The organism is Streptococcus sanguinis, assembly GCF_013343115.1.
GTDB classification, from domain to species: domain Bacteria; phylum Bacillota; class Bacilli; order Lactobacillales; family Streptococcaceae; genus Streptococcus; species Streptococcus sanguinis_H.
In genome coordinates this window covers 499,893-525,161 of record NZ_CP054570.1, presented here as the reverse complement: position 1 = coordinate 525,161, position 25,269 = coordinate 499,893, and the positions used below count along the sequence as shown (strand labels likewise).

Annotated in this window: 26 protein-coding genes; 4 read left to right on the top strand and 22 right to left on the bottom strand. The window is 43.1% G+C overall.

The features are described from left to right. Window positions 1-37: 37 nt before the first annotated feature. The 8 genes from FOC72_RS02615 to rplK form a co-directional block, all read right to left on the bottom strand. Entirely contained in the window at window positions 38-1,027 is a 990-nt protein-coding gene (locus FOC72_RS02615; protein ID WP_002894861.1) for a PhoH family protein, read from the bottom strand. A gap of 90 nt (window positions 1,028-1,117) precedes the next feature. Continuing rightward, window positions 1,118-1,333 (bottom strand): YozE family protein, encoded by a 216-nt coding sequence (locus FOC72_RS02610; RefSeq protein WP_002894860.1) that lies wholly within the window; start codon window positions 1,331-1,333, stop codon window positions 1,118-1,120. A gap of 68 nt (window positions 1,334-1,401) precedes the next feature. Beyond that, complete coding sequence (cvfB, locus tag FOC72_RS02605; RefSeq protein WP_002894859.1) at window positions 1,402-2,256, bottom strand: RNA-binding virulence regulatory protein CvfB; 855 nt, start codon at window positions 2,254-2,256, stop codon at window positions 1,402-1,404. Between the two features lie 104 nt (window positions 2,257-2,360). Continuing rightward, complete coding sequence (frr, locus tag FOC72_RS02600) at window positions 2,361-2,918, bottom strand: ribosome recycling factor (protein WP_002894858.1); 558 nt, start codon at window positions 2,916-2,918, stop codon at window positions 2,361-2,363. Between the two features lie 19 nt (window positions 2,919-2,937). After that, window positions 2,938-3,663, bottom strand: a complete 726-nt coding sequence (gene pyrH, locus FOC72_RS02595) for a UMP kinase (protein WP_002894857.1) — start codon at window positions 3,661-3,663, stop codon at window positions 2,938-2,940. Window positions 3,664-3,853: 190 nt separating this feature from the next. Continuing rightward, window positions 3,854-5,305 (bottom strand): APC family permease, encoded by a 1,452-nt coding sequence (locus FOC72_RS02590; RefSeq protein ID WP_032914093.1) that lies wholly within the window; start codon window positions 5,303-5,305, stop codon window positions 3,854-3,856. Between the two features lie 130 nt (window positions 5,306-5,435). Then, entirely contained in the window at window positions 5,436-6,125 is a 690-nt protein-coding gene (gene rplA / locus FOC72_RS02585) for a 50S ribosomal protein L1 (protein ID WP_002894855.1), read from the bottom strand. Window positions 6,126-6,226: 101 nt separating this feature from the next. Continuing rightward, on the bottom strand, window positions 6,227-6,652 hold the full coding sequence (gene rplK / locus FOC72_RS02580; RefSeq protein ID WP_002894851.1) for a 50S ribosomal protein L11: 426 nt from the start codon (window positions 6,650-6,652) through the stop codon (window positions 6,227-6,229). A 151-nt stretch (window positions 6,653-6,803) separates the two neighbouring features. On the opposite strand from rplK, the gene FOC72_RS02575 reads away from it, so the two are divergent. Next, a complete protein-coding gene (locus FOC72_RS02575; protein WP_002894848.1) occupies window positions 6,804-7,151 on the top strand; it encodes a DUF3397 domain-containing protein in 348 nt (115 codons plus the stop codon). Between the two features lie 110 nt (window positions 7,152-7,261). Here the strand turns inward: FOC72_RS02575 and gloA2 are convergent, their stop codons facing one another. The 3 genes from gloA2 to FOC72_RS02560 form a co-directional block, all read right to left on the bottom strand. Further along, a complete protein-coding gene (gene gloA2, locus FOC72_RS02570; RefSeq protein WP_032914091.1) occupies window positions 7,262-7,648 on the bottom strand; it encodes an SMU1112c/YaeR family gloxylase I-like metalloprotein in 387 nt (128 codons plus the stop codon). Window positions 7,649-7,762: 114 nt separating this feature from the next. Next, window positions 7,763-10,069, bottom strand: coding sequence for a DNA translocase FtsK (locus FOC72_RS02565; protein ID WP_002894845.1), 2,307 nt, complete (start codon window positions 10,067-10,069; stop codon window positions 7,763-7,765). Between the two features lie 129 nt (window positions 10,070-10,198). After that, the gene (locus FOC72_RS02560) at window positions 10,199-10,381 is read right to left on the bottom strand and encodes a PspC domain-containing protein (RefSeq protein ID WP_002894843.1); all 183 of its coding nucleotides are present in this window, start codon (window positions 10,379-10,381) and stop codon (window positions 10,199-10,201) included. Between the two features lie 227 nt (window positions 10,382-10,608). Here FOC72_RS02560 and FOC72_RS02555 point away from each other — a divergent pair, with 227 nt between their 5' ends. From FOC72_RS02555 to FOC72_RS02545, 3 genes are read left to right on the top strand one after another with little or no spacing between them, the layout of a single operon-like run. Continuing rightward, window positions 10,609-11,028: an NUDIX hydrolase gene (locus tag FOC72_RS02555; protein ID WP_032914088.1), complete on the top strand. Its 420-nt coding sequence runs from the start codon at window positions 10,609-10,611 to the stop codon at window positions 11,026-11,028. 54 nt (window positions 11,029-11,082) lie between these two features. Next, window positions 11,083-11,901, top strand: a complete 819-nt coding sequence (locus FOC72_RS02550) for a peptidylprolyl isomerase (RefSeq protein ID WP_002894840.1) — start codon at window positions 11,083-11,085, stop codon at window positions 11,899-11,901. Window positions 11,902-11,936: 35 nt separating this feature from the next. Continuing rightward, a complete protein-coding gene (locus FOC72_RS02545) occupies window positions 11,937-12,173 on the top strand; it encodes a zinc-ribbon domain-containing protein (protein ID WP_002894836.1) in 237 nt (78 codons plus the stop codon). Between the two features lie 169 nt (window positions 12,174-12,342). On the opposite strand, the gene FOC72_RS02540 is transcribed toward FOC72_RS02545, so the two are convergent. From FOC72_RS02540 to glmU, 11 genes are all read right to left on the bottom strand, one after another. Next, the gene (locus FOC72_RS02540; RefSeq protein WP_002894834.1) at window positions 12,343-13,230 is read right to left on the bottom strand and encodes a class C sortase; all 888 of its coding nucleotides are present in this window, start codon (window positions 13,228-13,230) and stop codon (window positions 12,343-12,345) included. Window positions 13,231-13,302: 72 nt separating this feature from the next. Beyond that, window positions 13,303-14,745: an isopeptide-forming domain-containing fimbrial protein gene (locus tag FOC72_RS02535; protein ID WP_002894832.1), complete on the bottom strand. Its 1,443-nt coding sequence runs from the start codon at window positions 14,743-14,745 to the stop codon at window positions 13,303-13,305. 60 nt (window positions 14,746-14,805) lie between these two features. Further along, window positions 14,806-16,245 carry an isopeptide-forming domain-containing fimbrial protein gene (locus FOC72_RS02530; protein WP_002894830.1) on the bottom strand — a complete coding sequence of 480 codons (1,440 nt, stop codon included), beginning with the start codon at window positions 16,243-16,245 and terminating at the stop codon, window positions 14,806-14,808. A gap of 56 nt (window positions 16,246-16,301) precedes the next feature. Then, window positions 16,302-17,762, bottom strand: a complete 1,461-nt coding sequence (locus FOC72_RS02525) for an isopeptide-forming domain-containing fimbrial protein (RefSeq protein WP_002894829.1) — start codon at window positions 17,760-17,762, stop codon at window positions 16,302-16,304. An 89-nt stretch (window positions 17,763-17,851) separates the two neighbouring features. After that, window positions 17,852-19,921 carry an Sgo0707 family adhesin gene (locus FOC72_RS02520; RefSeq protein ID WP_002894828.1) on the bottom strand — a complete coding sequence of 690 codons (2,070 nt, stop codon included), beginning with the start codon at window positions 19,919-19,921 and terminating at the stop codon, window positions 17,852-17,854. A 141-nt stretch (window positions 19,922-20,062) separates the two neighbouring features. After that, window positions 20,063-21,604, bottom strand: coding sequence for an ABC-F family ATP-binding cassette domain-containing protein (locus FOC72_RS02515; RefSeq protein WP_002894827.1), 1,542 nt, complete (start codon window positions 21,602-21,604; stop codon window positions 20,063-20,065). A 111-nt stretch (window positions 21,605-21,715) separates the two neighbouring features. Then, the gene (locus FOC72_RS02510) at window positions 21,716-22,024 is read right to left on the bottom strand and encodes a DUF898 family protein (protein WP_002894826.1); all 309 of its coding nucleotides are present in this window, start codon (window positions 22,022-22,024) and stop codon (window positions 21,716-21,718) included. Between the two features lie 13 nt (window positions 22,025-22,037). Further along, window positions 22,038-22,730: a 5'-methylthioadenosine/adenosylhomocysteine nucleosidase gene (locus tag FOC72_RS02505; RefSeq protein ID WP_002894825.1), complete on the bottom strand. Its 693-nt coding sequence runs from the start codon at window positions 22,728-22,730 to the stop codon at window positions 22,038-22,040. A 76-nt stretch (window positions 22,731-22,806) separates the two neighbouring features. Further along, on the bottom strand, window positions 22,807-23,229 hold the full coding sequence (gene macP, locus FOC72_RS02500) for a cell wall synthase accessory phosphoprotein MacP (RefSeq protein WP_002894824.1): 423 nt from the start codon (window positions 23,227-23,229) through the stop codon (window positions 22,807-22,809). A gap of 12 nt (window positions 23,230-23,241) precedes the next feature. Further along, window positions 23,242-23,793: an NUDIX hydrolase gene (locus tag FOC72_RS02495; RefSeq protein WP_002894822.1), complete on the bottom strand. Its 552-nt coding sequence runs from the start codon at window positions 23,791-23,793 to the stop codon at window positions 23,242-23,244. An 8-nt stretch (window positions 23,794-23,801) separates the two neighbouring features. Further along, window positions 23,802-25,181, bottom strand: a complete 1,380-nt coding sequence (gene glmU, locus FOC72_RS02490) for a bifunctional UDP-N-acetylglucosamine diphosphorylase/glucosamine-1-phosphate N-acetyltransferase GlmU (RefSeq protein WP_002894821.1) — start codon at window positions 25,179-25,181, stop codon at window positions 23,802-23,804. Window positions 25,182-25,269 lie beyond the last annotated feature (88 nt).

Here is a 25,269-nt window from a genome sequence, read left to right as displayed (position 1 = left end):
CAAAAAAGAGCAGAAATAAATCTGCTCTTTTCGTATGTTATTCCATTTCTTCTGGCTCAGTTGCAGCCTCTCTAACAGGAGTTGGTTCATAAGCTCGGATAATCTCCGCCACCACTGGATGACGAACGACATCCTTAGCTGAGAAATGAACAAAATCAATCTGGGAGATATTCTTCAATTTCTCCTGAGCGTCAATGAGGCCGGACTTAACATTGCGAGGTAGGTCAATCTGGCTGATGTCTCCATTGACAATCATCTTGGACTGGAAACCGAGGCGTGTCAGAAACATCTTCATCTGCATGATGGTAGTATTCTGTGCCTCGTCCAGAATCACAAAAGCATCATCCAGCGTCCGCCCCCGCATATAAGCTAAAGGTGCAATTTCAATGATTTCTCGCTCCATAAGGCGCGTCGTCTGATCCTTACCTAAAATCTGATACAAAGCATCATAGACTGGACGCAGATAAGGATCCACCTTTTCCTTAAGGTCACCAGGCAGAAAGCCCAAACTCTCACCAGCTTCTACCGCTGGCCGTGTCAGAATGATTCGCTTGACCTGCCCACGCTTGAGAGCTGTCACGGCCAAGGTCACCGCTAGAAAGGTCTTCCCTGTTCCGGCTGGCCCGATACCAAAGACAATATCATGATTTTTAACACTGTCCACATAGATTTTCTGACCAAGTGTCTTGACCCGAATTGGCTTGCCATAGCTGTCCTTGATAATCTCTTCTTCGTAAAGAGCTACAAACTTATCAATTTCATCATTTTTGACCATGGTAATGGCTGTCACAACATCGGGAGTACCAATGGTCATGCCACGATTGACCAAGACCAACAGAGCCTGAATGACCTGTCTGGTCTCTTCACAGGCAGCCTTCGTACCTAAAATCTGCACAATCTCGGTTCGGGCATGAATAGTCACCTTCAATTCCTGCTCCATCAGGCGCAGATGGCGTTCATTAGAACCAAAAAGATGAAAGGCATCATCTGGATGGCCCAGTTTCAATTCTACTGAATGTTCCTGCAAACAAAGAACCTCTCTATTTTATTTTTTTGAATGAATTATCTTTATTATATCAAAGCAAGCAGAAAATGACTATCCCTAGCCACTATCCACTTAATGCGCCTGATATTCCTCCCAAATAGCATCGAACTCGCCAAGGTTAAAGGAAAAATTTGCATGCTCCTCCAGAAAACGACTGACCTCGTCAAAATCATCCGTATGCTTGGGAAAGGCTGTATCCTGAAAAGCCAAATCCGCCAAAATAGCCTTGGGCTCCTTGCTCTTAGGATTTCGCTCTGTCATCAGCCAGCTGTAAAAAGATTTTCTCATAGGTTCCTTTCATTTCTTTAAGACAGTATCCTTCCAAGCATCAGCTCTAGATACGTGATTCTTTATCCTCACACCAACTCCGTTCCGGTCGGATCTTGCTTGATTTTACCAGCTTTCATCAGCCCACCTAGAGCTTTTTTAAACTGGCCTTTGGAAATACCAAAGGTAGCCTTGATGTCGTCTGGTGAAGACTTGTCGTTCAAGGTCATAAAGCCGCCATTGCTCTCCAGATAGGTCAGAATCATCTGGGCATCGTTTTCCAGCATTTCAAAGGAACGAGGCTTAAGCGAGAGGTTAAGAGTGCGATCTACTTCACGGAAGCCAATCACCCGTGCATCTAAGACCTGCCCCAAACGTGGCTCTGCATAGCGCTCACTCGGATGAATGAAGCCCAGCATATTATTCTCTGGCAGGTAAACAAAAGTGCCAGAAAGCTTGAGACGATAAACGATGGCTGGCCAGTTTTGGTTCTGCATGTTATTGTAGGCAGGACGAGCCAGACGCTGGAAATCCTCCTGATAAGCCAGTTGACCCCAGATGCGGTCTTTCTTATCTACTTCCATACGGATATAAAGGCGGTCCCCCTTCTTAGGCCAGAGTTCCTTGATTTCTGGCAAGATGTCTAGTGACACGACAATTTGCTTATCCGGCAGACCGGTATCAACAAACACGCCTAAATCCTTGCGAACCTCCGTTACTGTTCCCCAGCCAAACTGGTCTTGAGTAGCTGTAACTTCAAGAGTTGTCAGACGAAGCTTCTGCTTCATATCGCTGTAGGCAAAGCCTTTGACAGACTGCCCCAGCTCATGCGCGCCCTCTTCCTTAGAAAGAGCGTAAACCTGACCGTCCTTTTGAACAAAGTAAAAGCGATCATTTTCATCCGTGATGATACCCACGATGAAGCTGGCAAGATTTGTATTCATATAGACCTATTTTCTACCTTGCTTCTTCAAACCGGGCAAGGATTTTTGATGTTAAAACAACTCAGTCAGCCAAAGCCAACTGAGTTTTGATTCTGATAAAAATGTTAAACTTCTAAAAGTTCTTTTTCTTTATTTGCTGTCATCTCGTCGATATGTTTGACAGCATCGTCCGTTACTTTTTGAATATCCTTTTCCAGGGTCTTCAATTCGTCTTCAGTGATTTCTTTAGCTTTTTCCTGCTTCTTAGCTTCGTCCATAGCATCGCGGCGGATGTTACGGATAGCAACTTTAGCATTTTCACCGACCTTTTTCACTTCTTTAGCCAAGTCTCGGCGAGTTTCCTCTGTTAGAGCTGGAATGACCAGACGAATCACAGAGCCATCGCTGGCTGGCGTAATCCCGAGGTCAGAAGCATTAAGCGCACGCTCAATGTCCTTGATAGAAGACTTGTCAAAAGGTGTCACCAAAAGAACACGCGCTTCTGGAATCGTAATAGAGGCGATTTGGTTGAGCGGCGTTTCTACTCCGTAATATTCCACATGGATGCGGTCCAAAAGGCTGGCATTGGCGCGGCCTGCACGAATGCTACCAAATTCACGAGCCAGACTTTGGTGCGAGTGGGTCATTCTTTCTTTTGCTTTTTCTACAATTGCATTTGCCATGAGTTTCTAATCTCCATTCTTATAAATTATTTGATACTGTTGTTCCGATTTGCTCACCGATAACAACGCGTTTGATATTGCCTGGCTCATTCATGTTAAAAACAACCAAGTCAATATCATTGTCCATAGACAAGGTCGAAGCCGTTGAGTCCATAATCCGCAGCCCCTTGCTGATGACATCCCGGTGGGTCAGCTCATCAAACTTAACAGCGGTCTTGTCTTTCTTAGGATCGGCATTATAGACACCGTCCACGCCATTTTTAGCCATGAGAATCGCATCTGCTTCAATCTCTGCTGATCGCAAGGCAGCGGTTGTATCGGTTGAAAAATAAGGAGAACCAATACCTGCACCGAAAATTACGATACGGCCTTTTTCCAGATGACGAAGGGCTCGACCACGGATGTAAGGCTCAGCCACCTGCTGCATAGCAATCGCTGTCTGCACGCGCGTATCTACACCGACTTGCTGCAGCGAATCCGCCATTACCAGCGCATTCATGACAGTGCCCAACATACCAGTATAGTCGGCCTGCACGCGGTCCATGCCCGCTTCTGCTGCCGGCTCACCCCGCCAAAGGTTTCCGCCTCCGATGACCAGAGCAATCTGAACTCCCAAATCGTGAACTTCTTTGATTTCTTCCGCCATCTTCTGAACGGTTTGAATATCAATACCAACACCTTTTTCACCGGCAAGAGCTTCACCTGACAACTTAATCAAAATACGCTTATACTTAGGTTCTACCATTTTTTTACTCCTTATTTTATCTGTACTATTTTACCACATTTTGAGATTTTTATATAGTTAAATCACTGAAATTTTTCTTTTTTCCTTTTAGTAAAATAGCAGAGCAGACAAGCTCATTTCACAGAAAAACCAGCCCCATCATAAGATAGGACTGGGAATGAATACTTTAATCATCTTTTGCTAGGTCTACTCACTGCTTGAATGACTGTTTCTTTTCTCGTTTAGCTAAGAGTGGCAGGATAACACCCAGACTAATCAAGACAATTGGTGTCAGGATATTTGTCAAGAGAGAGAATTGCCAGCCAGCTGGGTCTTTGGCAAAGTCCACTTTGGGAACCATCCCTAAGATGCAGGCAAAGGCTGTAAAGAGGAAGCACCAAGCTCCGATGGCAAAGCCAACTTTGGGATTTTTGGTAAACTTATACTCGGCATCCTTGTACTTCTTCCAGGCATTGTTCAACATCATGTAGGCCAGGAATACCCAGAGATAACGCATGGGCATAACGATGGAGTTGAGATTGGTCATCCATTTGACCAGGCCGTCAATTTCTTTGATTCCAAAGATAGGCAGAATAATCAAGAAGCTAACCAAAATCCCTGTCAGGATGTAACCGTTAATGAGGACTCCTTTTGATGTCCGCTTGCGCAGCCAGCTTGGGACAAACTCTTCATCAGCATTATTGAGCATGATTTGCAGAGGTGCGTCAATAGAGAAAGCCAGTGCAGCAATCTGTCCAACCATGTTGGTCAGGGCATAAATGACTACTAGTACATTTCCCACACCCCAGTAATTGCCCAGCTTTTGGAAGGCTTGGTAAGCGCCGTTTCGCATCAGATCCTCAGGGATATTGCTGCCATCAAAAAGCATGCCCATAGCTATAGAACCTAGGATAGCAGATGCACCAACCATGACAGCCATGACAATCATTCCCTTTGGAAATTCCTTGGCTGGATTGCGTGTTTGATTAACGTAAGGCGATATTTTCTCAGCCCCGCCGACCGCAAAGACTAAGAGGGAGATAGTCGTGAAATAAGAAAAATCAAAGTTGGGAATATAAGTGCTGAGTTTATCCATATTGGCCGTCGCAAACTGCATATCAGGTTTGATAAAAGGCGCCCCGACCGCTAAGAGAACAAATAGGAAGGACATAATCAGCATAGCGCTACCAGCCAGCCCCCCAATCACCTTGAGCGTGGACAGGCCTTTGGTGGACAAGTAGAGAAAGGCGCCGAAAATAAGTAAGCTAAGAATAACGATCCAGTGAATATCAAGACTGCTCAAAAAGTCTCCATTTCCCTGAATAGCCCAGCCCAGCGGAATCAAAACTCCCTGCGGCTTCTGAGCCAGATAAGGAATATGCACCACCCAGTAAGTCCAGGCCGCAAAATAAGCCAGACGCTTGGTAGAGGTCTTCTCCACCCAGTCGCTGACACCGCCTCCGCTCTCCTTGAAAGTCGAGCCTAGCTGCCCCACGATGAGGGCATAGGGAATAAAGTAAATAGCTAGGATAAGAATCCAAGAAACAATTACCGAAATGCCCTGCTGGGAGTAGTTATTAACCACATTGCCCAGACCCCAGACCATATTAAAAGCAATCAGAGATACCATCAGCCAGGTTAGCTGGTTCTGATCTTTTTTCATGACACCGTCTCCTTTTGTTATAAAATAAATTGATTCGATATTATTATAACATGTTTCCATGAGTTTGTAATCGCTATCATCAATTTTATTTCAAAAAAAGAACTACCCGAAAGCAGTTCTATTCAAATTCTTAAAGTGAGTTTACATCAACCTTGATACCAACACCCTGTGTAGTAGTGATAGTCAGGTTGGTTACGTAAGTACCTTTAGCAGTAGCTGGTTTTGCTTTTTGGATTGTGTCGTTAAAAGCTTTGAAGTTTTCAACCAACTTGTCAGCTTCAAATGAAACTTTACCAATGATAGCTTGTACGTTACCTGCACGGTCTGCACGGTAAGTAATCTTACCACCTTTAGACTCTTCAACTGCTTTTGCAACGTCCATTGTTACAGTACCAGTCTTAGGGTTTGGCATCAAGTTACGAGGTCCAAGGACACGTCCAAGGCGACCTACAAGAGCCATCATGTCAGGTGTAGCGATTACTACGTCAAAGTCCAACCAACCGTCGTTGATTTTTGCAACGAGGTCATCTTCACCAACGAAGTCTGCACCAGCAGCTTTCGCTTCTTCTGCTTTAGCACCACGTGCGAAAACAAGAACGCGTGAAGTTTTACCAGTTCCGTTTGGCAATACCATTGCGCCACGGATTTGTTGGTCAGCTTTTTTAACGTCAATGTTCAAGTTGTAAGCAACTTCTACAGTTGCATCGAATTTTGCAAAGTTAGTTTCTTTTGCAAGTGCTACAGCTTCTTCTACGCTGTATGCTTTTGTGCTGTCGATTTTTTCAAGAGCAGCACGAAGTTGTTTGCTTTTTTTAGCCATTTTATCTTTCTCCTTGTAAGTGGTTCAATCGATTTTCATCTCCCACGTCACTCGTCAATCTGATCAAGTGTAGTGCGGGCAAATGGGATGAACGTTATTGATTAGTCAACAACAGTGAATCCCATAGAACGAGCAGTACCTTCAATCATACGCATTGCAGACTCGATGTTTGCAGCGTTCAAATCTGGCATCTTAGTTTCAGCAATTTCTTGTACTTGCGCACGAGTAACTGTTGCAACTTTCGTTTTGTTTGGCTCACCAGAACCTTTTTCAACACCTGCAGCTTTCTTCAAAAGAACAGCAGCTGGCGGAGTCTTAGTCACGAAAGTGAATGATTTGTCTTCGTATACTGAGATAACAACTGGAATAATCATACCAGCTTGATCAGCTGTACGAGCGTTGAACTCTTTAGTGAATCCCATGATGTTGATACCGGCTTGACCAAGCGCAGGACCAACTGGTGGAGCTGGAGTAGCTTTACCAGCAGGGATTTGCAATTTTACAAGTTTTTCGACTTTTTTAGCCATTTTTAAATCCTCCTTTGTGGTTTTGGCGGTAAATAAAGATTTTTACCTCCCACAAGTATGCTTTTCGCATACCTTTCTATTATACACTAAACTTTGTTAAATGCAAGGAATTTTATCTTCTTTTTTGAATTTTTTGTGGTAAAATAATCTTATGACACTATTAAAGATTGCTTCGATTTTATTTATCTTTTTAACATTGATTTTAACCACTATTACAGTGCGAGTTTTTCAATTAAGAAAATATGGTTTAAACTTCGCGGACTTGGCTTTTCCGCTTTTTGTTGTGGAATTTTATATTATTTCAGACAAGGCCTACTATCATAGCTTGCTGCCCCAACTGACTCTAGCTCTCTCAGTTCTCGCTATCTCCATCACCATCTATTTTCTCAAGAAAAAACGGAGCTTCTACTACCCTAAGTTCTTTAAGTTCTTCTGGCGAGCAGGTTTTCTTCTGACCTTCTTCATGTACCTAGCCATGGTCATCGGACTCTTTTTGTAGCAATATAAAATAAAACCCATCGGTTATCAGATAGCCGATGGGTTTTTCATATGCGGGACTTACAAGTCCTTCTTTTGCCGTGAAAGAAGGACCTCCCGATTTTCCTAGTTTTATTCATGAATCTCTAAAGGCAGTCCATCCGGATCAAAGAAGAAAGCCATCTTACGGCCGTCGAAGTCGTCATAGCGCAGCTCAGTATGGGGAATCTCCAAACGGTCAAATTCCGCTAACGTTTCTTCGACATCTTTCACTCGGAAGGCCAGATGCCGTAGACCGGTGTGCTCTGGAGCAGGCAGGGCTGGACGCTTGGGAGCTTCTTCCTTGATAAAAATTTCCAGAGTCAGATTTCCCTTGCGGACATTAAAGAGAATATCCTGCTTGTCCGACCGATGGTGCTCATCCAGCTGCTCAAAGCCCAGCTTGTCCACATAAAACTCCCTAGTCTTGGCATAATCATGGCCAATGATGGCTATATGGTGAATGGTGTCTAGTTTCATACCTTCTTTTCCTTTCCTTGGCAATGTGTAAGTAGAGAAAATCTGCCGGCTGACTGCTGGCAGATTTATTTTTATCAAATGATTTTCTTCCTAGCAAACTCGTAAAAATAAAGATTAATTAGTCTGCAAAACTTTTCTCGGCTTGGTTCCCTCGGCTGGCCCGATAACGCCTGCTGCTTCAAGTTCTTCCATAAGACGCGTGGCCCGGTTGAATCCGACTGAGAGTCGCCGCTGAATCATAGAAGCGCTGGCTTTCTGAGTCTCGATGACCAAGGCCTTGGCTTCTTCAAAGAGCGGATCTCCTCCATCATCGCCTCCGCCAGACTCCATATCACTTTCAGATACTTCACCAGGATCAAAGCTATCATCATAATCAGCTTCAGCTTGATTCTTGACAAAGGCTACGATTCGCTCCACATCTTCATCTGAGATAAAGGAGCCCTGTAAACGAACCGGGTGGTTTTCATCAATGGGCTTAAAGAGCATGTCTCCTCGACCCAAGAGCTTTTCTGCTCCATTTTCATCCAGAATGGTCCGACTGTCTGTCCCACTGGATACAGCAAAGGCAATCCGAGAGGGCACATTGGCCTTAATCAGCCCCGAGATTACATCTACAGATGGCCGCTGGGTAGCCAGAATCATGTGAATTCCAGCCGCACGCGCTTTCTGTCCCAGACGGATAATGGCGTCTTCCACTTCCTTGCTGGCCACCATCATAAGGTCAGCCAGCTCGTCCACGATGACGACGATTAAAGGCAGGGGAACCTGCTTGTACTCTGATTGGGCATTGTACTCGGCTACTTTAGCATTATAGCCAGCAATGTTACGGGCACCGACCTTGGAGAAGAGTTCATAGCGGTTTTCCATCTCATCTACAACCTTCTGGAGTGCACGGCTAGCCTTGCGAGGATTGGTCACGACTGGGATAAGCAAGTGGGGAATGTCATTATAAACGGACAGCTCCACCATCTTAGGATCCACCATCATAAATTTGACTTCATCAGGTCTGGCTTTCATGAGAATGCTGGCAATAATACCGTTGACGGCCACAGATTTTCCAGAACCAGTAGAGCCCGCTACCAAGAGATGGGGCATCTTAGCCAGGTCAAAGGAGCGGACAGAGCCGTTGACAGCCTTCCCAAGTGGGATTTCTAGGAGCTTGCTGGCATCCGTCTTCGACTGTTCCCAAAGTTCTCGGAAAGTCACGGTCGCAACTTCAGAATTGGGCACTTCAATCCCGACTAGGGATTTCCCAGGAATTGGTGCCTCAATCCGCACATCCTTAGCAGCTAGGGCAAGAGCCAAGTCATCAGCCAGATTGGAAATCCGATTGACCCGAACACCAACAGCTGGCTTGACCTCGTACTTAGTGACGGAAGGTCCGATTTCAGCCCTCTCAACAGCAGCCTTTATCCCAAAACTAGCAAAGGTCTCTTCCAAAATTTTGATATTATCTCGAACAATGCGCTTTTCCTTGGACTGATTCTTAGGCTTGTCGGGCGCAAAGAGGTTGATGGTCGGCAGCTTATAGTCCAGACTTTCCTTGGTGGTAAAGTCCACTTCTACGTCTACGTCCGCCTCTGCCTCTTCCGTCTCTTCTTCGCGACCAAAGTCCAGAGGCTCATGGGGGTCATACTCTCCTACTTCCTCATAGTCTGCCTCGTCAAAGTCCACAGCTGTTTCTGACAAGTCCTCGCCATCTAAAATCTCTCCTGTTTCAGGATCGACTTCAGCTTCTTCTTGCTCTACTTCAATGGCTTGCATCGCTGCCTGTGCCGCTTTCTCTTCCTGCTCAAGGAAACGGATCTGCCGCTTTTCTTCCTGCTTCTCTCTCCAATTTTGAAAGGCTGCCATAGCCTTTTCTGAAATGTCATAGATAGACCAAGGGCTCATAAGCAGACCGCCCAAAAAAATGAGCAGCAGACCGAAGAAATAAGAACCGATATTTGAAAAAAGGAAAGAGATAGGCGCGTAAAGGAGAGAACCTAGCAGGCCACCACCCGCGAAGGAGCTGACCTTAAAGGCTGTCAGATCAGTCAAAACCCTGCCTAGAGTTGTGGATAAGACAGCTGCTCCCTCTAGCTTCAACACACTGACAAAATAAGCTTGGAAAATTAACTCCAGTCCTAAAAAGAGGCTGATAAATCCTGAAACTGTCCCCTCGTGCTTGTGCAGCCACTTGAAAAAAAAGAGATAGCCAAAGCTGGCCAGAATAGCCAGATAGGCCAAGCTTCCCACCAAGAGGCGAATCATATTATAAATGGTAACCCCAAAGGCGCCCAGCTTTATAGCTGCAAACAAAAGAATAAGAGCCAACACAAAGGTGGCAATCATTCTCTTTATTGCTTTTTGTCTTTCTAATTCTGCTTTTGTCGGCCGGCGAGTTGTCCGACCTTTTTTCGTGTTTTTCTTAGTTGCCATAACCCTTATTATACCATATTTGAGCCTTAGATGAGAAATCTTTTATCTAGATCAGAAACAAAAAACTTATTTATCCACGCAAAAAGAACTGGACTAACCAGTTCTCATTTCACTATCACAAAATTCTTATTAAGCCTCTGGCATAACCGCCCAGGCAATCAAGTAAGCCAAGACACCTGTACCTGCCACACAGACCAAAAGAATCCAAATAACACGAACCAAGGTTGGATCTAAATCAAAGTAGTTTGCGATACCAGCACATACACCAGCGATTTTCTTGTTTTTGACATCTCTTGTCAGTCTTTTCTCCATGGAAAACACTCCTTATTATTTTTACACTGTTTATTTTACCATAACATCTCTCAATGCACAAGTTCTCCTGCTATTAAGCACTCTCTTTAGATAAAATTTAATTACATCAAGATGAATTTGTTCACTCTACCATACTTTTAGCAAGTCTCAGCAAAACTCTTCTTCTTGTGTTAAAATAAAAGGAAATTCTAATTAATTAACAGTAAAAACATATCAGGAGGAAGATGATGCGAGCCGGAGTCATTCTTTTCAATCCCCAAACCAAGCAAATACTGCTCATCCACCGCTGGAAAAATGGAGAAGAGTATTTTGTGATACCGGGCGGCGGAGCCGAATCAGGTGAGACTGCAGTCCAAGCAGCTCAGAGAGAAATTCAGGAAGAACTGGGTTGGAGCTTGTCTGAAAAGCAACTGCAGCCAGCCTTTTCTTTCAGAAACGGCCAACTATTAGAAATCTATTTTCACGCAACTATCAGCCATACATCAGTCCCAATGATTCAGGGCGTGGAAGCCCTTCGCAGTCATGCCCAGAATATCTATCAACCTGAATGGTTAGACATAGAAGCAATTTGCGACCTGAACTTACGGCCAGCAGGACTTAAAAACCTGCTCCAGGATTGTCTGACACAGGAGGGTTTGAAAAACTAGCTTAATTGTAGTAAAATATCAGTAGTTTACAATCTAATGCGAGAAAGGTCTTATATGAAAAAAATTCTTCTTATTAGCCTCTTATCAGGACTTGTCTTGGCTGGCTGCTCTGGTAAAGGTAAGAAAGAGGAGACTACTAGCTCCTCCAACTCATCCAGCAGTTCTTCGCTAGTGAGCTCTAGCTCTGACCCAGAGGAAACCAGCAAACTCCGTGAGCAATTCAAGGATGCCATGACCAACGAAAATGCCAATTTTCCGCAGCTATCTACAGAAGTTGCTGAAGATGAAGCGGAAGTCAAGTTGATAACGACTGAAGGCGATATCCGTATCAAGCTCTTTCCAAAACAAGCCCCACTAGCCGTTGAAAACTTCCTGACCCATGCTAAGGAAGGCTACTATGACGGCGTTTTGTTCCACCGCGTTATCAATGAATTTATGATTCAGACCGGAGATCCTAAAGGCAACGGCACTGGAGGCGAGTCTATCTGGAAGGGAAAAGACAAGTCTAAAGACTCTGGAAACGGCTTTAAAAATGAGTATTCTCCATATCTTTATAATATTCGTGGCGCTCTATCCATGGCCAATGCAGGCCCTGACACCAATGGCAGTCAGTTCTTCATCAACCAAAGCAAGAAAGATTTGACTAGCCAAATGTCTACAGATTCTTTCCCAGCTAAAATCATCGAAGCCTATAAAAACGGTGGAAATCCTACTTTAGATGGCGGAGCTTATACCGTATTTGGCCAAGTGCTGGAAGGGATGGATGTGGTGGACAAAATCGCTGCCGCAGAAACAGACGATAATGACAAGCCTAAAAAAGATATCAAGATTGAAAAAATCGAGATTATCAAGGACTATGACTTCAGCAAATAAGCTGACCGCCCAACCAATAAAGGAGGGAAATCAATATGATTATCTGGGGATATAGAGGATATCAGAAAAACTTAGGACAGACCCAAAGCAATATCGAGTGTGCCAACTGCCATAACATCGCACCTTGGGACATTATTGAAACCGGCCGAAAGTTTACACTCTATTGGATTCCTACCTTTCCTTACGGTAGAAAACATTACCTCACCTGCCCAGTCTGCCAGCACGGCAAACAGATTGAAAAGCAGGAAATCGAGCAGTTTTTGAATTATTAATAAAAAGCGACTGAGACAAGATTTGTCTCAGTCGTTTTTTGTAAGAGTAAACTATGAAGACTAGTTATCTTATCGTGTGAGGATTTTTAAGAATAAAACACTGTTACCTAGATAAAAAAGGAATTGTCTTCTTCATTAATTCTCACATAACTGTTCCTATTTCCATAAATCATTTAGCATGACGCCCCTTTTTGCACTGTTTGCGATAAACAGCTGATCTCAAACCTGTTTTACGACGTAGCTCAGCTCTTTTCTTCTTTCTTCTGACGTAAAGGAGAAGCAAAATAAAGATCAGCACTAGAAGAATAATGGCTATACAAATCCAAGGAATCACATCCGTCTTCTTCTTACTTGATTTAGAAATGTACTTCTCATTTGGAACTCGGTGACCTCTAACCAACAAGCGGTGACTATTTATCCCATAAGGGGTACAGGTAACCAATGTGCAATAATCCTGCTCTGGGTCAATGGCCAAAGAAGAAATATCTTCAGGCTCAACCGTCAAGGTCTGATCCACTTGATAAGTGATAGTCTTTCCCAAGACATGGATCATAAACCGATCTCCATTTTTTAATTTGTCAATATCTGTAAACAGTTTGGCTGAAGGCAAACCTCGGTGGCCTGATATGACTGAGTGAGTCCCTTGACCGCCAACTGGCAGTGAACTTCCTGGAATATGTCCAATTGCTACTTGCAAAATAGCATCATCCGTCCCATGGTAAATGGGAAGGTTGGTTCCTAGCGTGGGAATTTCCACATAAGCCATAATGCCAGTCCCTGTAACATCTAATAGGCTATTGTAGTTGTTTTTTTCTTCCTCTGAAAGACGATAGTTAGGAACAACTCCTTTTTCGAGGGTTTGGTTATAGAACTTTGCAGCCTCTCTCATCTCATCTGCTTTACTCGTGTCTAGCTTTTCTACTTTATTTTCATAATTTGAAATAGCTTGCGACTGATGATAAGAGTTCCAAAGTTCACTTACAGTAGGGTAGAGTAACAATCCTATCCCACTAACTAAAAATAAAATTAGCAAAAAATTAATAAGATGTTTTTTCATAATATTTATTCAGTCGCATAAGAAAGGAAAAGAGATAGTATACTTCATCTACCTCTTCCTTTCTCCCTAAGATTACCTAGAGTCAGCGCGTTTCTTGATAATAAATAGAACTCCAGCACCAAGAACTAGGCTTGTTCCGATTAGGTAAAGAATGGTTGTTCCAATTCCACCTGTGTTTGGCAGAAGAGCACCTCGCTTATTGACCACTTTCAGGGTGATTACACCAGTATTGACATTAGAATCAAATGTCGCGGTCGCTGAAGTTGCTGTCAGATTTGTCAAAGCTCCTGTGGAGTCGATTGTACCTGAAATGGTAAACTCGACATCTTTCATAGCATTGTAGCCCACTGGAACTGTACTTTCCACAAGCTTGTAGTCACCCGAATCCAGCCCCATAAAATCAAATCTGCTGTTTGATCCAGCTTCAAACTTTTTAATCTCAGTGTATTGGTTATTGATCTTCTTATAAAGAGTAAATCCTGCACCAGCAAGAGCTGCTTGGTTTTCTTTGACCTTATTCACTGTCAGCTGGTAGGTATAGACATTTGCCTTGGTTTCAGGAGTTTCAGTAGTTGAAGAATTATTTCCATTTGGATCATTTGAATAGGTCAGGCTAGCTATATTAGGATTTCCTACCCCACCCATTATAGGATAATTGTTTAAACTTGCAGTGTAGCGAACGACAATCTTACTAGATGCTGTAACTTCTTGATTGCCTTTAAGATCACCAGCAGTTATCGTAATGACATTGCCTGTATAGGAAATTGGGAAAAATGTTGAAATGTCTTTTTCAGTTCCACCTTCTTTTAGATAAACTCGAGCATCATTATTATAGGTCATTCCAGCAGGAATCTTATCCTTGATTGTAAATACATATTGCGGAAATTCAGCATAGTTGCTTGGAAGAGTTGCGGTAATTTGGAAAGGAATGTTTTGTCCGATTCTATATTCCGTCGCTGCAGTATAATTTTGAGAGCCATTAGCTTGAACTTGTTTTGTAAGAGTTGGAACATCTGCTTTCACGGCTACAGTTGTATCCTTGGCCACTTGCAGCATAAATCTAGTATAGGCTTGACCACTTCTATTATCCAATGATCCCCGACTATCCTTAATAAGATAGTAACCAGGTTTTAGTCCTGAAATGGTTGTCGTACCTTGCTGGGATTTAACGGTTGTTACACCTGAACCTGATAAATATTGATTCAATTCTTGGGCAAAGGCTTTAGCCTCCGCAGAGTCGTTTTGCTTACCGTTTAAAGAAGCTGCTTTTTCAGATGCATCTCCAAAATGAATTCTACCTGCTCCAGTAACCCCAGGTCCCCACTCGATATTGGTCAAGGTGTTGCTAGCATCTAAAGTCCCTGAAAAAATATGATAGACTTCATAAGTGTGACCAGTTGTCGTTCCGGTCAGTTGGATGGTGTAGGTCGTTGTATCAGCCGATACGACCGGTAGCCCTGCAAAAGTCAGGATAAAGACCAAGACGGTCATCAATAGTTGTTTTAATTTTTTCATTTTAATCTCCTTTGAGGAGGGAGATGAATTAAACGTTCATCACTTCCTCTAGTTCTCCTTTTATTTTGTTGAAACACGTTTTTTGACTACAAAGAGCACGCCTGCTCCAAGCACAAGACTTGTGCCGACTAGGTAGAGAATGGTTGTTCCGATTCCACCTGTGTTTGGCAGAAGGGCTCCTTGCTTATTGACCACTTTCAGATTAATGTATCCTCTATTTACATCTGTTTCAAAGGTTGCTGTTGCGGATGTAGATGTCATATCTGTTAAAGCTCCAGTCGAATCAATAGTTGATGTAATGGTAAATTCAATATCTTTCATAGTATTATAACCAGCTGGTGTCGTGCTTTCGACTAGCTTATAGTCACCTGCGTTAATACCATAAAAATCAAAGGTACTACTTGAGCTCGCTTCAATCTTTCTCACTTCGCTATATTGGTTATTAATCTTTTTGTAAAGAGTAAAGCCTGCACCAGCTACACGCTCTTGTCTTTCGTTAACCTTGGTCAATCTTAAGCGATAAGTATAGACTGTTGCCCTACTATCGAGAGTTTGGGCAGTTGTACTGGCATTATTATTTGGATTGTTTGAATATGTTAGACTAGCCGTATTTGAATTTCCGGTCGTTCCTAAGGTAGCACTATCTTTCAACCTGGCGGTGTAACGAATCACGATTTTACTATTTTCATTTACGTTTGGCAGAGTTTTTAGATCCGCAATGCTGACCGTCAATCCATTGTTCGTAGTGATGGAAAAGGAGTCTGTAATTGCTACTTCTGAACCACCTTGTTGTAGATAAACTTGAATATCACCATTATTGATCATTCCCGAAGTCATACTGTCTTTGACAGAAAAGTGATACTTGGAAAAGTCTCCGTAGTTACTTGGAAGAGTCACAGTAATTTGGAAAGGAACGGTATCCCAAATTGCATAGTCAGTTGCTGATATGTAGTTTTCAGAGTTGCTAGCTTTTACTTGTTTTGTAAGAGTAGGAACATCTGATTTTATAGCTATTGTTGTATCCTTAGCAACTTGTAGCATAATGCTAGTATAGGCTTGACCTTTTACATTATCTAAAGATCCATTACTATCTTTAATCAAGTAGTAACCTGGCTTTAGTCCAGAAATGGTTGTCGTTCCTTGCTCAGATCGAACTCTTGTTCGCCCAGCAGCAGATAGACTATTCGACAATTCTTGAGCAAACGCTTTAACTTCAGAGGAGTCATTCTGCTTACCACTTAAGGAAGCTGCTTTTTCAGATGCATCTCCAAATTTTGCTCTATCTCCAATTGCAACTCCTGCCCCCCACTCGATATTAGTCAGGACATTATTAGCATCTAAATCACCAGAAAAAATGTGGTATAGTTCATAGACATGTCCTGAAGAAGTTCCAGTCAGTTGGACAGTGTAGGTCGTTGTATCAGCTGATGCGGCCGGCAGACCGGCAAAGGTCAGGAAAAAGACCAGGATGGTCATCAATAGTTGTTTTAATTTTTTCATTATAATCTCCTTTTAAGGAAGAGACTGATTTCCCGTTCAGTTCTTCTGATTTTATCCTATTTTTTATTCACTCTTTTCTTTAACATCCATAGGATTCCTGCACCTAGCACAAGCCCTGTACCACTCAGGTAAAGGATAGTCGTTCCGATTCCACCAGTGTTTGGCAGAAGAGCTCCTTTTTTATTGACAATTTTCGTAGTAAAAATTCCATTTGTCAATTCATAAGTAAAAGTTGCTCTGTCTGAAGTTGCTTGAATAGCGGTTCGAGTAATTGGCAATGTCGGATCGTAGGTTGCTCGTAGGCTAAACTCAATATCCTTCATGGTGTTGTAGCCTTTTGGAGTGATTGTTTCTACTAGTTTATAATCTCCTGATCCCAGTCCTTTAAATCCCGAGAAATTACTTCTTTTGTATTCTTGTGTAGATCCAACCTTTACATACTGATCGTTTACTTTTTTATAAAGAGTAAACTCTGCTCCTGGAAGAGCTCCTCCCCTTTCATCCACCTTATAGACATTAAGTTGGTAGGTATGAATCTGAACTTTGCTTTGGGGCGTTGTCCCGATTGATTTTGCCAAAGCCGTATTGGGGTTATTAGAAAAGCTTAGACTAGCCACGTTCATGTTAGTATTAGCACTGGCATGTGTTGTTGCGTATTGATTCAGTTGAGCAGTGTAGCGAACCACAATCTTACTAGAAGCATCTACATTTGGCACCTGCCTCAAATCACTAGTTGCTATGGTTAAATTACGAGACGATTCTACAGAAATATTAAAATGGTCAGTTATTAAGCTTTCTTCATCACCGCGTTTTAGATAAACTTGTACATCATTATTATAAGTCAAACCAGGCATTAAACTATCATTAAAAGATAGCTCATACTCAGAATAATCATCCAAGTTCCTTGGAAGTGTTGCTGTCAGTTGGAATGGAACCATGTCACCGATGGAATAATCCGTTATAGTCGTTTCCTCTCCCGTCGTACTTGACTTGGTGACCTTAGTAAGACTAGGAACATCAGACTTGATTGCTACTGTCGTATCTCTTGCCACCTGCAGCATAAAACGAGTGTATGTCTCATTTTTTTTGTATAAGGTATTATTTACTTCCTTAATCAAATAGTAGCCTGGAGCCAAGCCAGAAATAGTCGTTGTCCCATTTTGGCCTGATACTGTTTTTCGTCCACCGCCGGATAAGTATTTTGAAATTTCCTGAGCAAATTCTCTTGCTTCTTGCGAATCATCCCCTTTAGCACTTAAAGAGGCTGCTTTATCAGCCGCGTCTCCAAATCTTCTTTTACCTGAATCCCAAATTCCCGGAGCCCATCTAATATTGGTAAGAGTATTGGTGGCTGGATCGAGGTCTCCCAGAAAAATCGGGTGAGCTTCGTAAGTATGGCCCGTTGATGTCCCAGTCAGCTGAATGGTATAGGTCGTGTCTGCTGATACGACCGGAAGGCCGGAAAAAGTCCAGACAAAGACTAAGATCGCCATGACCAGCTGTTTTATCTTTTTCATTATAATCTCCTAATTTTTTCTTCACTCAAGCTTGATCTTCGAGGTATCCCATTCCTCTTCAAAGCTTTCGTGATTTCCTATCTTTTTCTTTATTGAAATTTCCTATATAGTTTATTTCGGACAATCAGCCAAAGAGCTGAGCCCAATGTGATGACAGAGCCACCCCAGAGGTATAAGATGGTTCCATTCCCACCTGTTTCTGGAAGGACATATTTTTTTATAGCTGTCGGATTGCTCGTCCTATTTGTTTCTAATGTAAACAGATCTGTCGATACTTGAGCTGAGCTTTGAAGAATGTGCCCATCTACATCCTGATTCACTCGGACTTTAAAGGACACTTCTACTGTCTCCTCTGGTGCCATCCTTCTTCGCCATGTCAATCTGTTATGAGCAAAATCATCATATACAGTTGAACCATTAACAAAGTCCGTGTGTTTAGGGAGTTCATCTGTAATAGTGACATCCAACTCTCTATCACTGGTATTCTTGTAGGTGATTTTATAAGTTAGAACATCATTGGCCTTGACTTCTTGGTTATCAATATTTTCATTATTTTTATTGAAGACTTCTTTTCTTGGCTTTTCGTATTCTTGAAAATTCCATATTCCGGTGAAAAGTACATCCTGATTTTGAATTGTGTCAGATTCTTTATCATAGTTTTGGAAAACCCAATTTCCTTCTGAAGTACTGACAAGTCTTTTATTCCCTTTTGGGGAATCAGGTGTGACTGTCGAACCATTTTCTAGGTCATGTTGATCTTGTGGTAGAACATTTAAAACTTCTTGAGGAAGAGACTTATCCTGCGTTCCACTTTCGAATTGGTAACTTTTCTTGTAGAGCACATTAGTTGTAACGATTTCTGATGAAACAGGGATATTATCAATTTCTTGTGTGACCTTATTTTCAATAGGTGCCCTATTTTGTAAAATGTTATCGTTTGTTTTTGTTTTGTATATGATAGTAAATTCTTTTCCAGCATTGCTACTGGTCAGGTGCTTGGCATTGATTGCCACCGTTACCTTTTGCCCATCTCTGGCTAGTGTATAGTCAGAACCTTGGGCTAGTGTCCAACCGTCCAATTGAAGGGTTAAGCTCTGAAAATCCAAACGATCGTCCAAAGTCTCAATCATCTGCATTGAAGATAGAGAGCCAATGACATCCTTACCCGGGGTCGGCATAGTAAATTTGGCCGTATAATTTAGTGATTCTCCGGCAAGGGCAGGAAGCTTATCCTTTGAAGCCTGCTTCACTGGTGCCTTTGGCGTCTCTGTATAAAAGCCAAACAAACCACCGCTACCTGCCGTTGTTGTAAATTCAAATCGAATGGCATTGGTTTCAGATCGAACCGCAAATCCTGAAACATTGTGTTCGTCACTGCCTCCCTGCGTACTCCTTGTAGGATGCCATGTCGTTTTATTGCCCGCTAGAGTTTCATTAAGGGCATAGGAAGTGTTTTTTACGATTTTATTTAGTGCTGTATCTTTATTATAGATTGAAAAGTTTTCTTCTCGACCGAGTGCATTGTAGACTACATCAATATCAGACGGCAACATGACCATTTTTAAATCTGTTGGCGTTCCGTCCTGGTATCTCAATTCTGCAGTGACATCCGTATCCAGAGCAAAGCTTCCATACATATCATGAGTCAGAGTTGGATGTGGTGCCCAAATAAAGTCCATGATCTGGATGGATTTGCTTCCCCAGTTTTCATCCACTGTAAGAAAGGGGACAAGCGTCTTATTTGGATCCTGATAATCTGCATTTCTCTGAACTAGATGAGTCTCTATGCTGTGGAAGGTCACATAAACATCAACAACCTTGCCATTAACTATACCTGCATTATTAAACCGCAATTGAATGGGGCTATTAAAGGTTTGCTGAGTTTGGTTTTTATCTACTCTTAGCGAGAAGATCGTACTTTCTTTCCAATTTCCATTAGCTGGGATAAAATCCCTTTCGACCGAGGCGCCTTGACTTAGGACCTCCATATTATCCTGAGTCAAGGTAAACTGATAAATATCAAGCGTTGATAGATTCGTGCTTTCAGTAAGCTCCGTAACAGCATAGACTGCTGAAGAAAAGAGCACAAAAATAAAAGTCAACCCAAAAAGAAATGACTTAACATATTTTTTCATAAGGTATTTCATAATAATTTCCATTTAGTCTTCAAAAAAGAACTGCTTATGGATATACTAGCAGTTCTTTACATATTTGTCAAGGTGTCTAAATAAAATTGAGCACCTTTTAGACTTGAAATTTCTCTTGATTGTCAACTTTCAATTTGATTAAAATCAATGCTCTTAAGTCAACTGGTTAAAATCCCAGATCTGGTCCATCCAGCCTTCATAGAAATCAGGCTCGTGACAGACCATGAGGATGCTGCCCTTGTATTCTTTCAGAGCTCGTTTGAGCTCTTCCTTGGCATCGACATCCAGGTGATTGGTCGGCTCGTCCAGCACCAGAACATTATTTTCTCGATTCATGAGGAGGCAAAGGCGGACCTTAGCTTGCTCCCCACCTGAAAGAACCTGAATCTGGCTCTCGATGTGCTTAGAAGTCAAGCCACATCTAGCTAGAGCCGCTCGGACTTCTGCCTGATTAAGTGCCGGAAAGGCGTTCCAGACTGCTTCCAGCGGTGTCTGACGATTGCCACCTTCGACTTCCTGCTCGAAATAACCCAGCTCCAGATAGTCCCCACGCTCGACCTGACCTGAAATAGGCGGGATAATCCCCAACAAACTCTTGAGCAGGGTTGTTTTTCCAATCCCATTCGCTCCGATGATTGCTACCTTCTGATTGCGCTCAAAGGTCAGGTTAAGGGGCTGGGTCAGCGGTCGGTCGTAACCAATCTGCAAATCCTTGGCTTGGAAGATAAAGCGGCCAGGTGTGCGGGCAGGCTTGAAATCAAAGGAAGGCTTAGGCTTCTCACTCTGCAGCTCAATAATATCCATCTTATCCAGCTTTTTCTGGCGGGACATAGCCATATTACGGGTCGCCACGCGGGCTTTGTTGCGAGCTACAAAATCCTTGAGGTCAGCAATTTCTTTCTGCTGGCGTTCATAGGCTGCTTCCAGCTGAGATTTTTTCATCTCATAGACTTCTAAGAATTGATAATAATCCCCAGAATATCGGGTCAAGTGCTGATTTTCTACATGGTAGACGATATTGATGACGTCATTCAGGAAAGGAATATCATGCGAGATCAGAACAAAGGCATTTTCATAGTTCTGTAGGTAGCGCTTGAGCCAGTCAATGTGCTCAGCATCTAGATAGTTGGTTGGCTCGTCCAAGAGCAAGATATCCGGTTTTTCCAGAAGCAACTTAGCCAAGAGAACCTTGGTCCGTTGCCCACCAGATAGCTCCGTCACATCGCTCTCCATACCGTAGTCCATGACGCCCAGAGCCCGTGCAACCTCGTCAATCTTAGCATCTAGGGTATAGAAATCTCGGCTCTCCAAGCGGTCCTGCAGTTCGCCCACTTCTTCCATCAGGGCATCAACATCGGCCCCTTCCTCAGCCATGCTCATATAGATTTCATTGATACGAGCCTCTGTCTTGAAAAGCTCGTCAAAGGCCGTGCGCAAAACATCGCGGACAGACTGGCCTTGCTCCAAAACAGCATGCTGATCCAGATAGCCAGCCGTCACATATTTGGACCACTCGACCTTACCTTCGTCTGGCAGCATTTTACCCGTCACAATGCTCATAAAGGTTGACTTTCCCTCACCATTGGCACCGACCAAGCCGATATGCTCACCCTTAAGCAGGCGGAAAGATACATCCTCAAAAATAGCCCGGTCTCCGAAACCGTGGCTGAGATTTTTTACTTCTAAGATACTCATTTTTTCTCCTCTATCATTGATTGCAGTTCCTTGATTATACCATCAAAAGGGATTTTTTGGCAAGACAGAAGAAAAGGAAAAGCGAGCCACTTAAGTCTCGCTTGCTTGTTTTCAATTCACATGATGCGTATGCTTGGTAATCCACTGGGTCAGTTTGATTTTCAGCCAAAAGCCATAAATACCAAAGGTAACAATGGTCAGAAGCCACCACTTGATCCAATTCCCAAAAAGCTGCATAGCGGTACCGTCAAAGTAAAGGCGGTGCCCGTCAATAACTGTATGTTTTATCTTCCAATTATATAGAATGCACATGCCCCAAGGTGCACAAATCCCCAGTGTAAATACTGTAATCAAGGTAGCTAAAATCACATGACCGATGTAAGAAAAGAGACCACCATCAAAATAAGACTCTTTGTACATATTATCCTCCCCTTTAAACCAACTCTTTCAGAAATTGAATCAGGGTTTCTGCCGAACGTTTACCAGCTTCAAGAATAAATTCATCAAAAGTGACATTGGCATCATGACTAGCTGTGTCGCTCATTGCCCGAATAACCATAAAAGGCAGGCCAATCGAATATGTGGCTTGAGCAATAGCTGCCCCTTCCATCTCAACAGCCAAGACATCTGGGAAATGCTCCTTGATACGGTCAATCTTGTCTTGACCAGCAACAAAGCTGTCACCTGTCGCAATCAAACCTACTCTAGCCTTCTGATGAGTCTTGTCTAAAATTTTCTTCATTTCAGCAACCAGATAGCGACTCGCTTCAAAATAGAGTGGCTGTCGTGCCATCTGACCGTAGTCATAGCCAAAGGCCGTCACATCCACATCATGGTAGACCAGACGATCTGCGACCACCACATCGCCGATAGCCAAACCTTCTGCCACTGCTCCAGCTGAGCCTGTATTAATCACAGCTGTAACCTTGAAATCATTGACCAGAACAGCCACACTCATAGCGGACATAACCTTGCCAATCCCGCTTTCGACCAACACCACTTCATGGTAGCCGATGGAGCCCGTATGATAGACATGGCCCAAACGTAGGTGCTTCTGCGGGTTTTCTAAATGCTCCAGCAGTATCTTCAACTCTTCGGGCATGGCAGCGATAATTCCAATTTTCATATAATACCTCAAATCATCTGATGAAAAAGAAGCTTAGACAGACTAGGCTTCCTTTTAAGTGCAATAGAGCAGGTTTTTAAGGCCACCAAATAATAGCAGCAATCAAACCAATCAGCAGGATAACTACCCAAAGGAGAATCTTATTGAGTTTGGCTTGAAAGAGGCTCCGCTTCTGGTTTTCAATCCGACGGCTCTTAGTCACGGTCGGATCTACCTCAATGTGCAGAGTCTCATCTGTAAACTCCTCTTGGTTTTGAGCTGTCTGATAGCCAAAACGACTCTGATTCTGCTGAGACCGAGCTTCTTCATAACCAAAGCGGTTTTGAGGGCTTTGATAGCCAAACTGAGTATCCTGTCGGCTAGACTGCTGCGAGTTAAAGGAGCTTCTGCCAGTTGAAAGAATCTTAGTTTCTTCATCATCCATGAGAGGCGGCCCCGAAATATCCTCACCGCGGTTAGCCCGCTCAATGATTTCATCTGTTAATAAAGCTTTTCCCATTGATCTACGTTCCTATTTATTCAGATTTTTTTGTTCCCAGTACTGAAGTGCCATGATGGTCTTGGCATCGCAGATGTCACCGTTTTGCAGCAACTGATGTGCCTCCTCCAGACTGACTTCAAAAAGTTCCAATGTTTCATCCTCGTCTTGGGGACGAGGGTTTTCGACCTTTGTTAAATGGCTGGCGCTGTAGAGCTTGATTTTTTCATTGCAAAAACCGATGGCAGAGTAGAAATCATAGACCAACTCCAGCTGTCCAGTGTAGCCGGTCTCTTCTTCTAATTCTCGGAGGGCAGCCGCTTGGGGATCTGCATTCTCTCCTACCTCAAGCTTACCAGCTGGAATCTCGTAAGAAGTCGCTTCAATTGCCTTGCGGTACTGCTTGACTAAAATCATCTTATTTTCCGGAGTGATAGCAATCACAGCCACCGCGCCATTATGAAAAATCAAATCCCGTTGGGCTTGACCTTTGCCTTCTGGCAGCTCTACCTGGTCCTGAACCACTTTAAAAATCGGCCCCTGATAAATTTCCGTCCGTTGGACAGTTTTTTCTTCAAATTCCATGACTGAACCTACTTATTTTGAGGGTGATGAGGAAGACGCTTAGCATAATCTTCCTTGTTAATCTGACGGCCACGTCCCAGAGCAATGGCATCTGCTGGTACATCCTTAGTAATGGTAGAACCCGCACCGATCAGCGAGTTGTCACCCAGCTCAACTGGGGCAATAATGGTCGAGTTGGAACCAACAAAGACATTGTCGCCAATGATAGTCTTGTACTTCTTCTGACCATCATAATTGACCGTAATCGTACCTGCACCAAAGTTGACATTAGCACCAACTTCAGAGTTTCCAATGTAGGTCAAATGACCAGCCTTGGTGTTTTCTCCAATTGACGATCCTTTAACTTCAACAAAGTTGCCGACATGGACATCCTTAGCCAGACTAGAACCTGGACGAATGTGAGCGTAAGGCCCGACCGTCACTCCATCTGCTACACTAGACTCTTCAATCATGGAGTTGGTAATGACAGTCCGTTCTCCAATGACAGAGTCCACAATATAAGTACCATTGGTCAGGATTGTCTCTGCCCCAATCTTGGTCTGACCTTTCAGGGTCACATTTGCTTCAACCTGAACTTCAGGCGCAATCTCTACATCCACATCGATATAGGTCGCATGAGGATTGACAAAGCTGACACCGTTGACCATATGCTGCTGGTTAATCCGACGGCGCATAACACTTTCAGCTGTAGCCAAAGCTACACGGTCATTAACCCCCAGACTTTCATCAAAGTCTTTGAGCGTATAAGCACCGACTTTTTCACCATTTTCGCGGAAAATACCAATCATATCTGTGATATAGTATTCGCCTTGAGCATTATTAGTATTGATATTTTTGAGGGCTTCAAAGAGACGAGCATTGTCAAAGACATAAGTCCCCGTATTGATTTCCTTGATTTGCTGTTCAAAATCAGAAGCATCCTTCTGCTCAACAATTTTCAAAACTTCGTCGTGCTGATTGCGAACGATACGGCCATAGCCGAAAGGATTATCTGCTTCTGCTGTCAGGATAGTCGCAACATTCTTGTGGTTGATATGGAAGTCAATCAGATTTTTCAGGCTTTCTCCTGTAATCAGAGGAGTATCGCCAGCAATGACCAGCGTCTGACCTGTCAGATTTTCCAAAACAGGCTCTGCCATCATAACGGCATGACCCGTTCCCAACTGCTCAGTCTGACGGACAAAGTCTGTCTGACCTGCCAAGACTTGCTCGACTAGCTCTGCCTTGTGCCCAACAACTGTCACGGTCTTTTCTGGATTAATGGCATTGACACTGCGGAACACATGTTCCAGCATGGAAATTCCTGCAACCTTGTGCAGTACCTTTGGTAAATCTGACTTCATGCGAGTACCTTTACCCGCAGCCAAAATAATCGCGTAATTTGTCATCAATTATCTCTTTTCTGTAGGATATCACCTTTATTATATCACTAAAAGGTAATTTTTAAAAATTTAAAATCAAGCCATTCCCTTAAAA

What these genes read in the sequence shown, in the direction of transcription:
- FOC72_RS02505 (WP_002894825.1), bottom strand. Translation starts at nt 22,730, where the DNA reads ATGAAAATTGGAATTATCGCTGCCATGCCCGAAGAGTTGAAGATACTG.
- FOC72_RS02525 (WP_002894829.1), bottom strand. Translation starts at nt 17,762, where the DNA reads ATGAAAAAGATAAAACAGCTGGTCATGGCGATCTTAGTCTTTGTCTGG.
- FOC72_RS02575 (WP_002894848.1), top strand. Translation starts at nt 6,804, where the DNA reads ATGACACTATTAAAGATTGCTTCGATTTTATTTATCTTTTTAACATTG.
- gloA2 (WP_032914091.1), bottom strand. Translation starts at nt 7,648, where the DNA reads ATGAAACTAGACACCATTCACCATATAGCCATCATTGGCCATGATTAT.
- frr (WP_002894858.1), bottom strand. Translation starts at nt 2,918, where the DNA reads ATGGCAAATGCAATTGTAGAAAAAGCAAAAGAAAGAATGACCCACTCG.
- FOC72_RS02510 (WP_002894826.1), bottom strand. Translation starts at nt 22,024, where the DNA reads ATGTACAAAGAGTCTTATTTTGATGGTGGTCTCTTTTCTTACATCGGT.
- macP (WP_002894824.1), bottom strand. Translation starts at nt 23,229, where the DNA reads ATGGGAAAAGCTTTATTAACAGATGAAATCATTGAGCGGGCTAACCGC.
- FOC72_RS02515 (WP_002894827.1), bottom strand. Translation starts at nt 21,604, where the DNA reads ATGAGTATCTTAGAAGTAAAAAATCTCAGCCACGGTTTCGGAGACCGG.
- cvfB (WP_002894859.1), bottom strand. Translation starts at nt 2,256, where the DNA reads ATGAATACAAATCTTGCCAGCTTCATCGTGGGTATCATCACGGATGAA.
- FOC72_RS02610 (WP_002894860.1), bottom strand. Translation starts at nt 1,333, where the DNA reads ATGAGAAAATCTTTTTACAGCTGGCTGATGACAGAGCGAAATCCTAAG.
- glmU (WP_002894821.1), bottom strand. Translation starts at nt 25,181, where the DNA reads ATGACAAATTACGCGATTATTTTGGCTGCGGGTAAAGGTACTCGCATG.
- FOC72_RS02495 (WP_002894822.1), bottom strand. Translation starts at nt 23,793, where the DNA reads ATGGAATTTGAAGAAAAAACTGTCCAACGGACGGAAATTTATCAGGGG.
- FOC72_RS02565 (WP_002894845.1), bottom strand. Translation starts at nt 10,069, where the DNA reads ATGGCAACTAAGAAAAACACGAAAAAAGGTCGGACAACTCGCCGGCCG.
- rplK (WP_002894851.1), bottom strand. Translation starts at nt 6,652, where the DNA reads ATGGCTAAAAAAGTCGAAAAACTTGTAAAATTGCAAATCCCTGCTGGT.
- FOC72_RS02550 (WP_002894840.1), top strand. Translation starts at nt 11,083, where the DNA reads ATGAAAAAAATTCTTCTTATTAGCCTCTTATCAGGACTTGTCTTGGCT.
- FOC72_RS02535 (WP_002894832.1), bottom strand. Translation starts at nt 14,745, where the DNA reads ATGAAAAAATTAAAACAACTATTGATGACCGTCTTGGTCTTTATCCTG.
- FOC72_RS02530 (WP_002894830.1), bottom strand. Translation starts at nt 16,245, where the DNA reads ATGAAAAAATTAAAACAACTATTGATGACCATCCTGGTCTTTTTCCTG.
- FOC72_RS02545 (WP_002894836.1), top strand. Translation starts at nt 11,937, where the DNA reads ATGATTATCTGGGGATATAGAGGATATCAGAAAAACTTAGGACAGACC.
- FOC72_RS02520 (WP_002894828.1), bottom strand. Translation starts at nt 19,921, where the DNA reads ATGGAAATTATTATGAAATACCTTATGAAAAAATATGTTAAGTCATTT.
- pyrH (WP_002894857.1), bottom strand. Translation starts at nt 3,663, where the DNA reads ATGGTAGAACCTAAGTATAAGCGTATTTTGATTAAGTTGTCAGGTGAA.
- FOC72_RS02540 (WP_002894834.1), bottom strand. Translation starts at nt 13,230, where the DNA reads ATGAAAAAACATCTTATTAATTTTTTGCTAATTTTATTTTTAGTTAGT.
- rplA (WP_002894855.1), bottom strand. Translation starts at nt 6,125, where the DNA reads ATGGCTAAAAAAAGCAAACAACTTCGTGCTGCTCTTGAAAAAATCGAC.
- FOC72_RS02560 (WP_002894843.1), bottom strand. Translation starts at nt 10,381, where the DNA reads ATGGAGAAAAGACTGACAAGAGATGTCAAAAACAAGAAAATCGCTGGT.
- FOC72_RS02590 (WP_032914093.1), bottom strand. Translation starts at nt 5,305, where the DNA reads ATGAAAAAAGATCAGAACCAGCTAACCTGGCTGATGGTATCTCTGATT.
- FOC72_RS02555 (WP_032914088.1), top strand. Translation starts at nt 10,609, where the DNA reads ATGCGAGCCGGAGTCATTCTTTTCAATCCCCAAACCAAGCAAATACTG.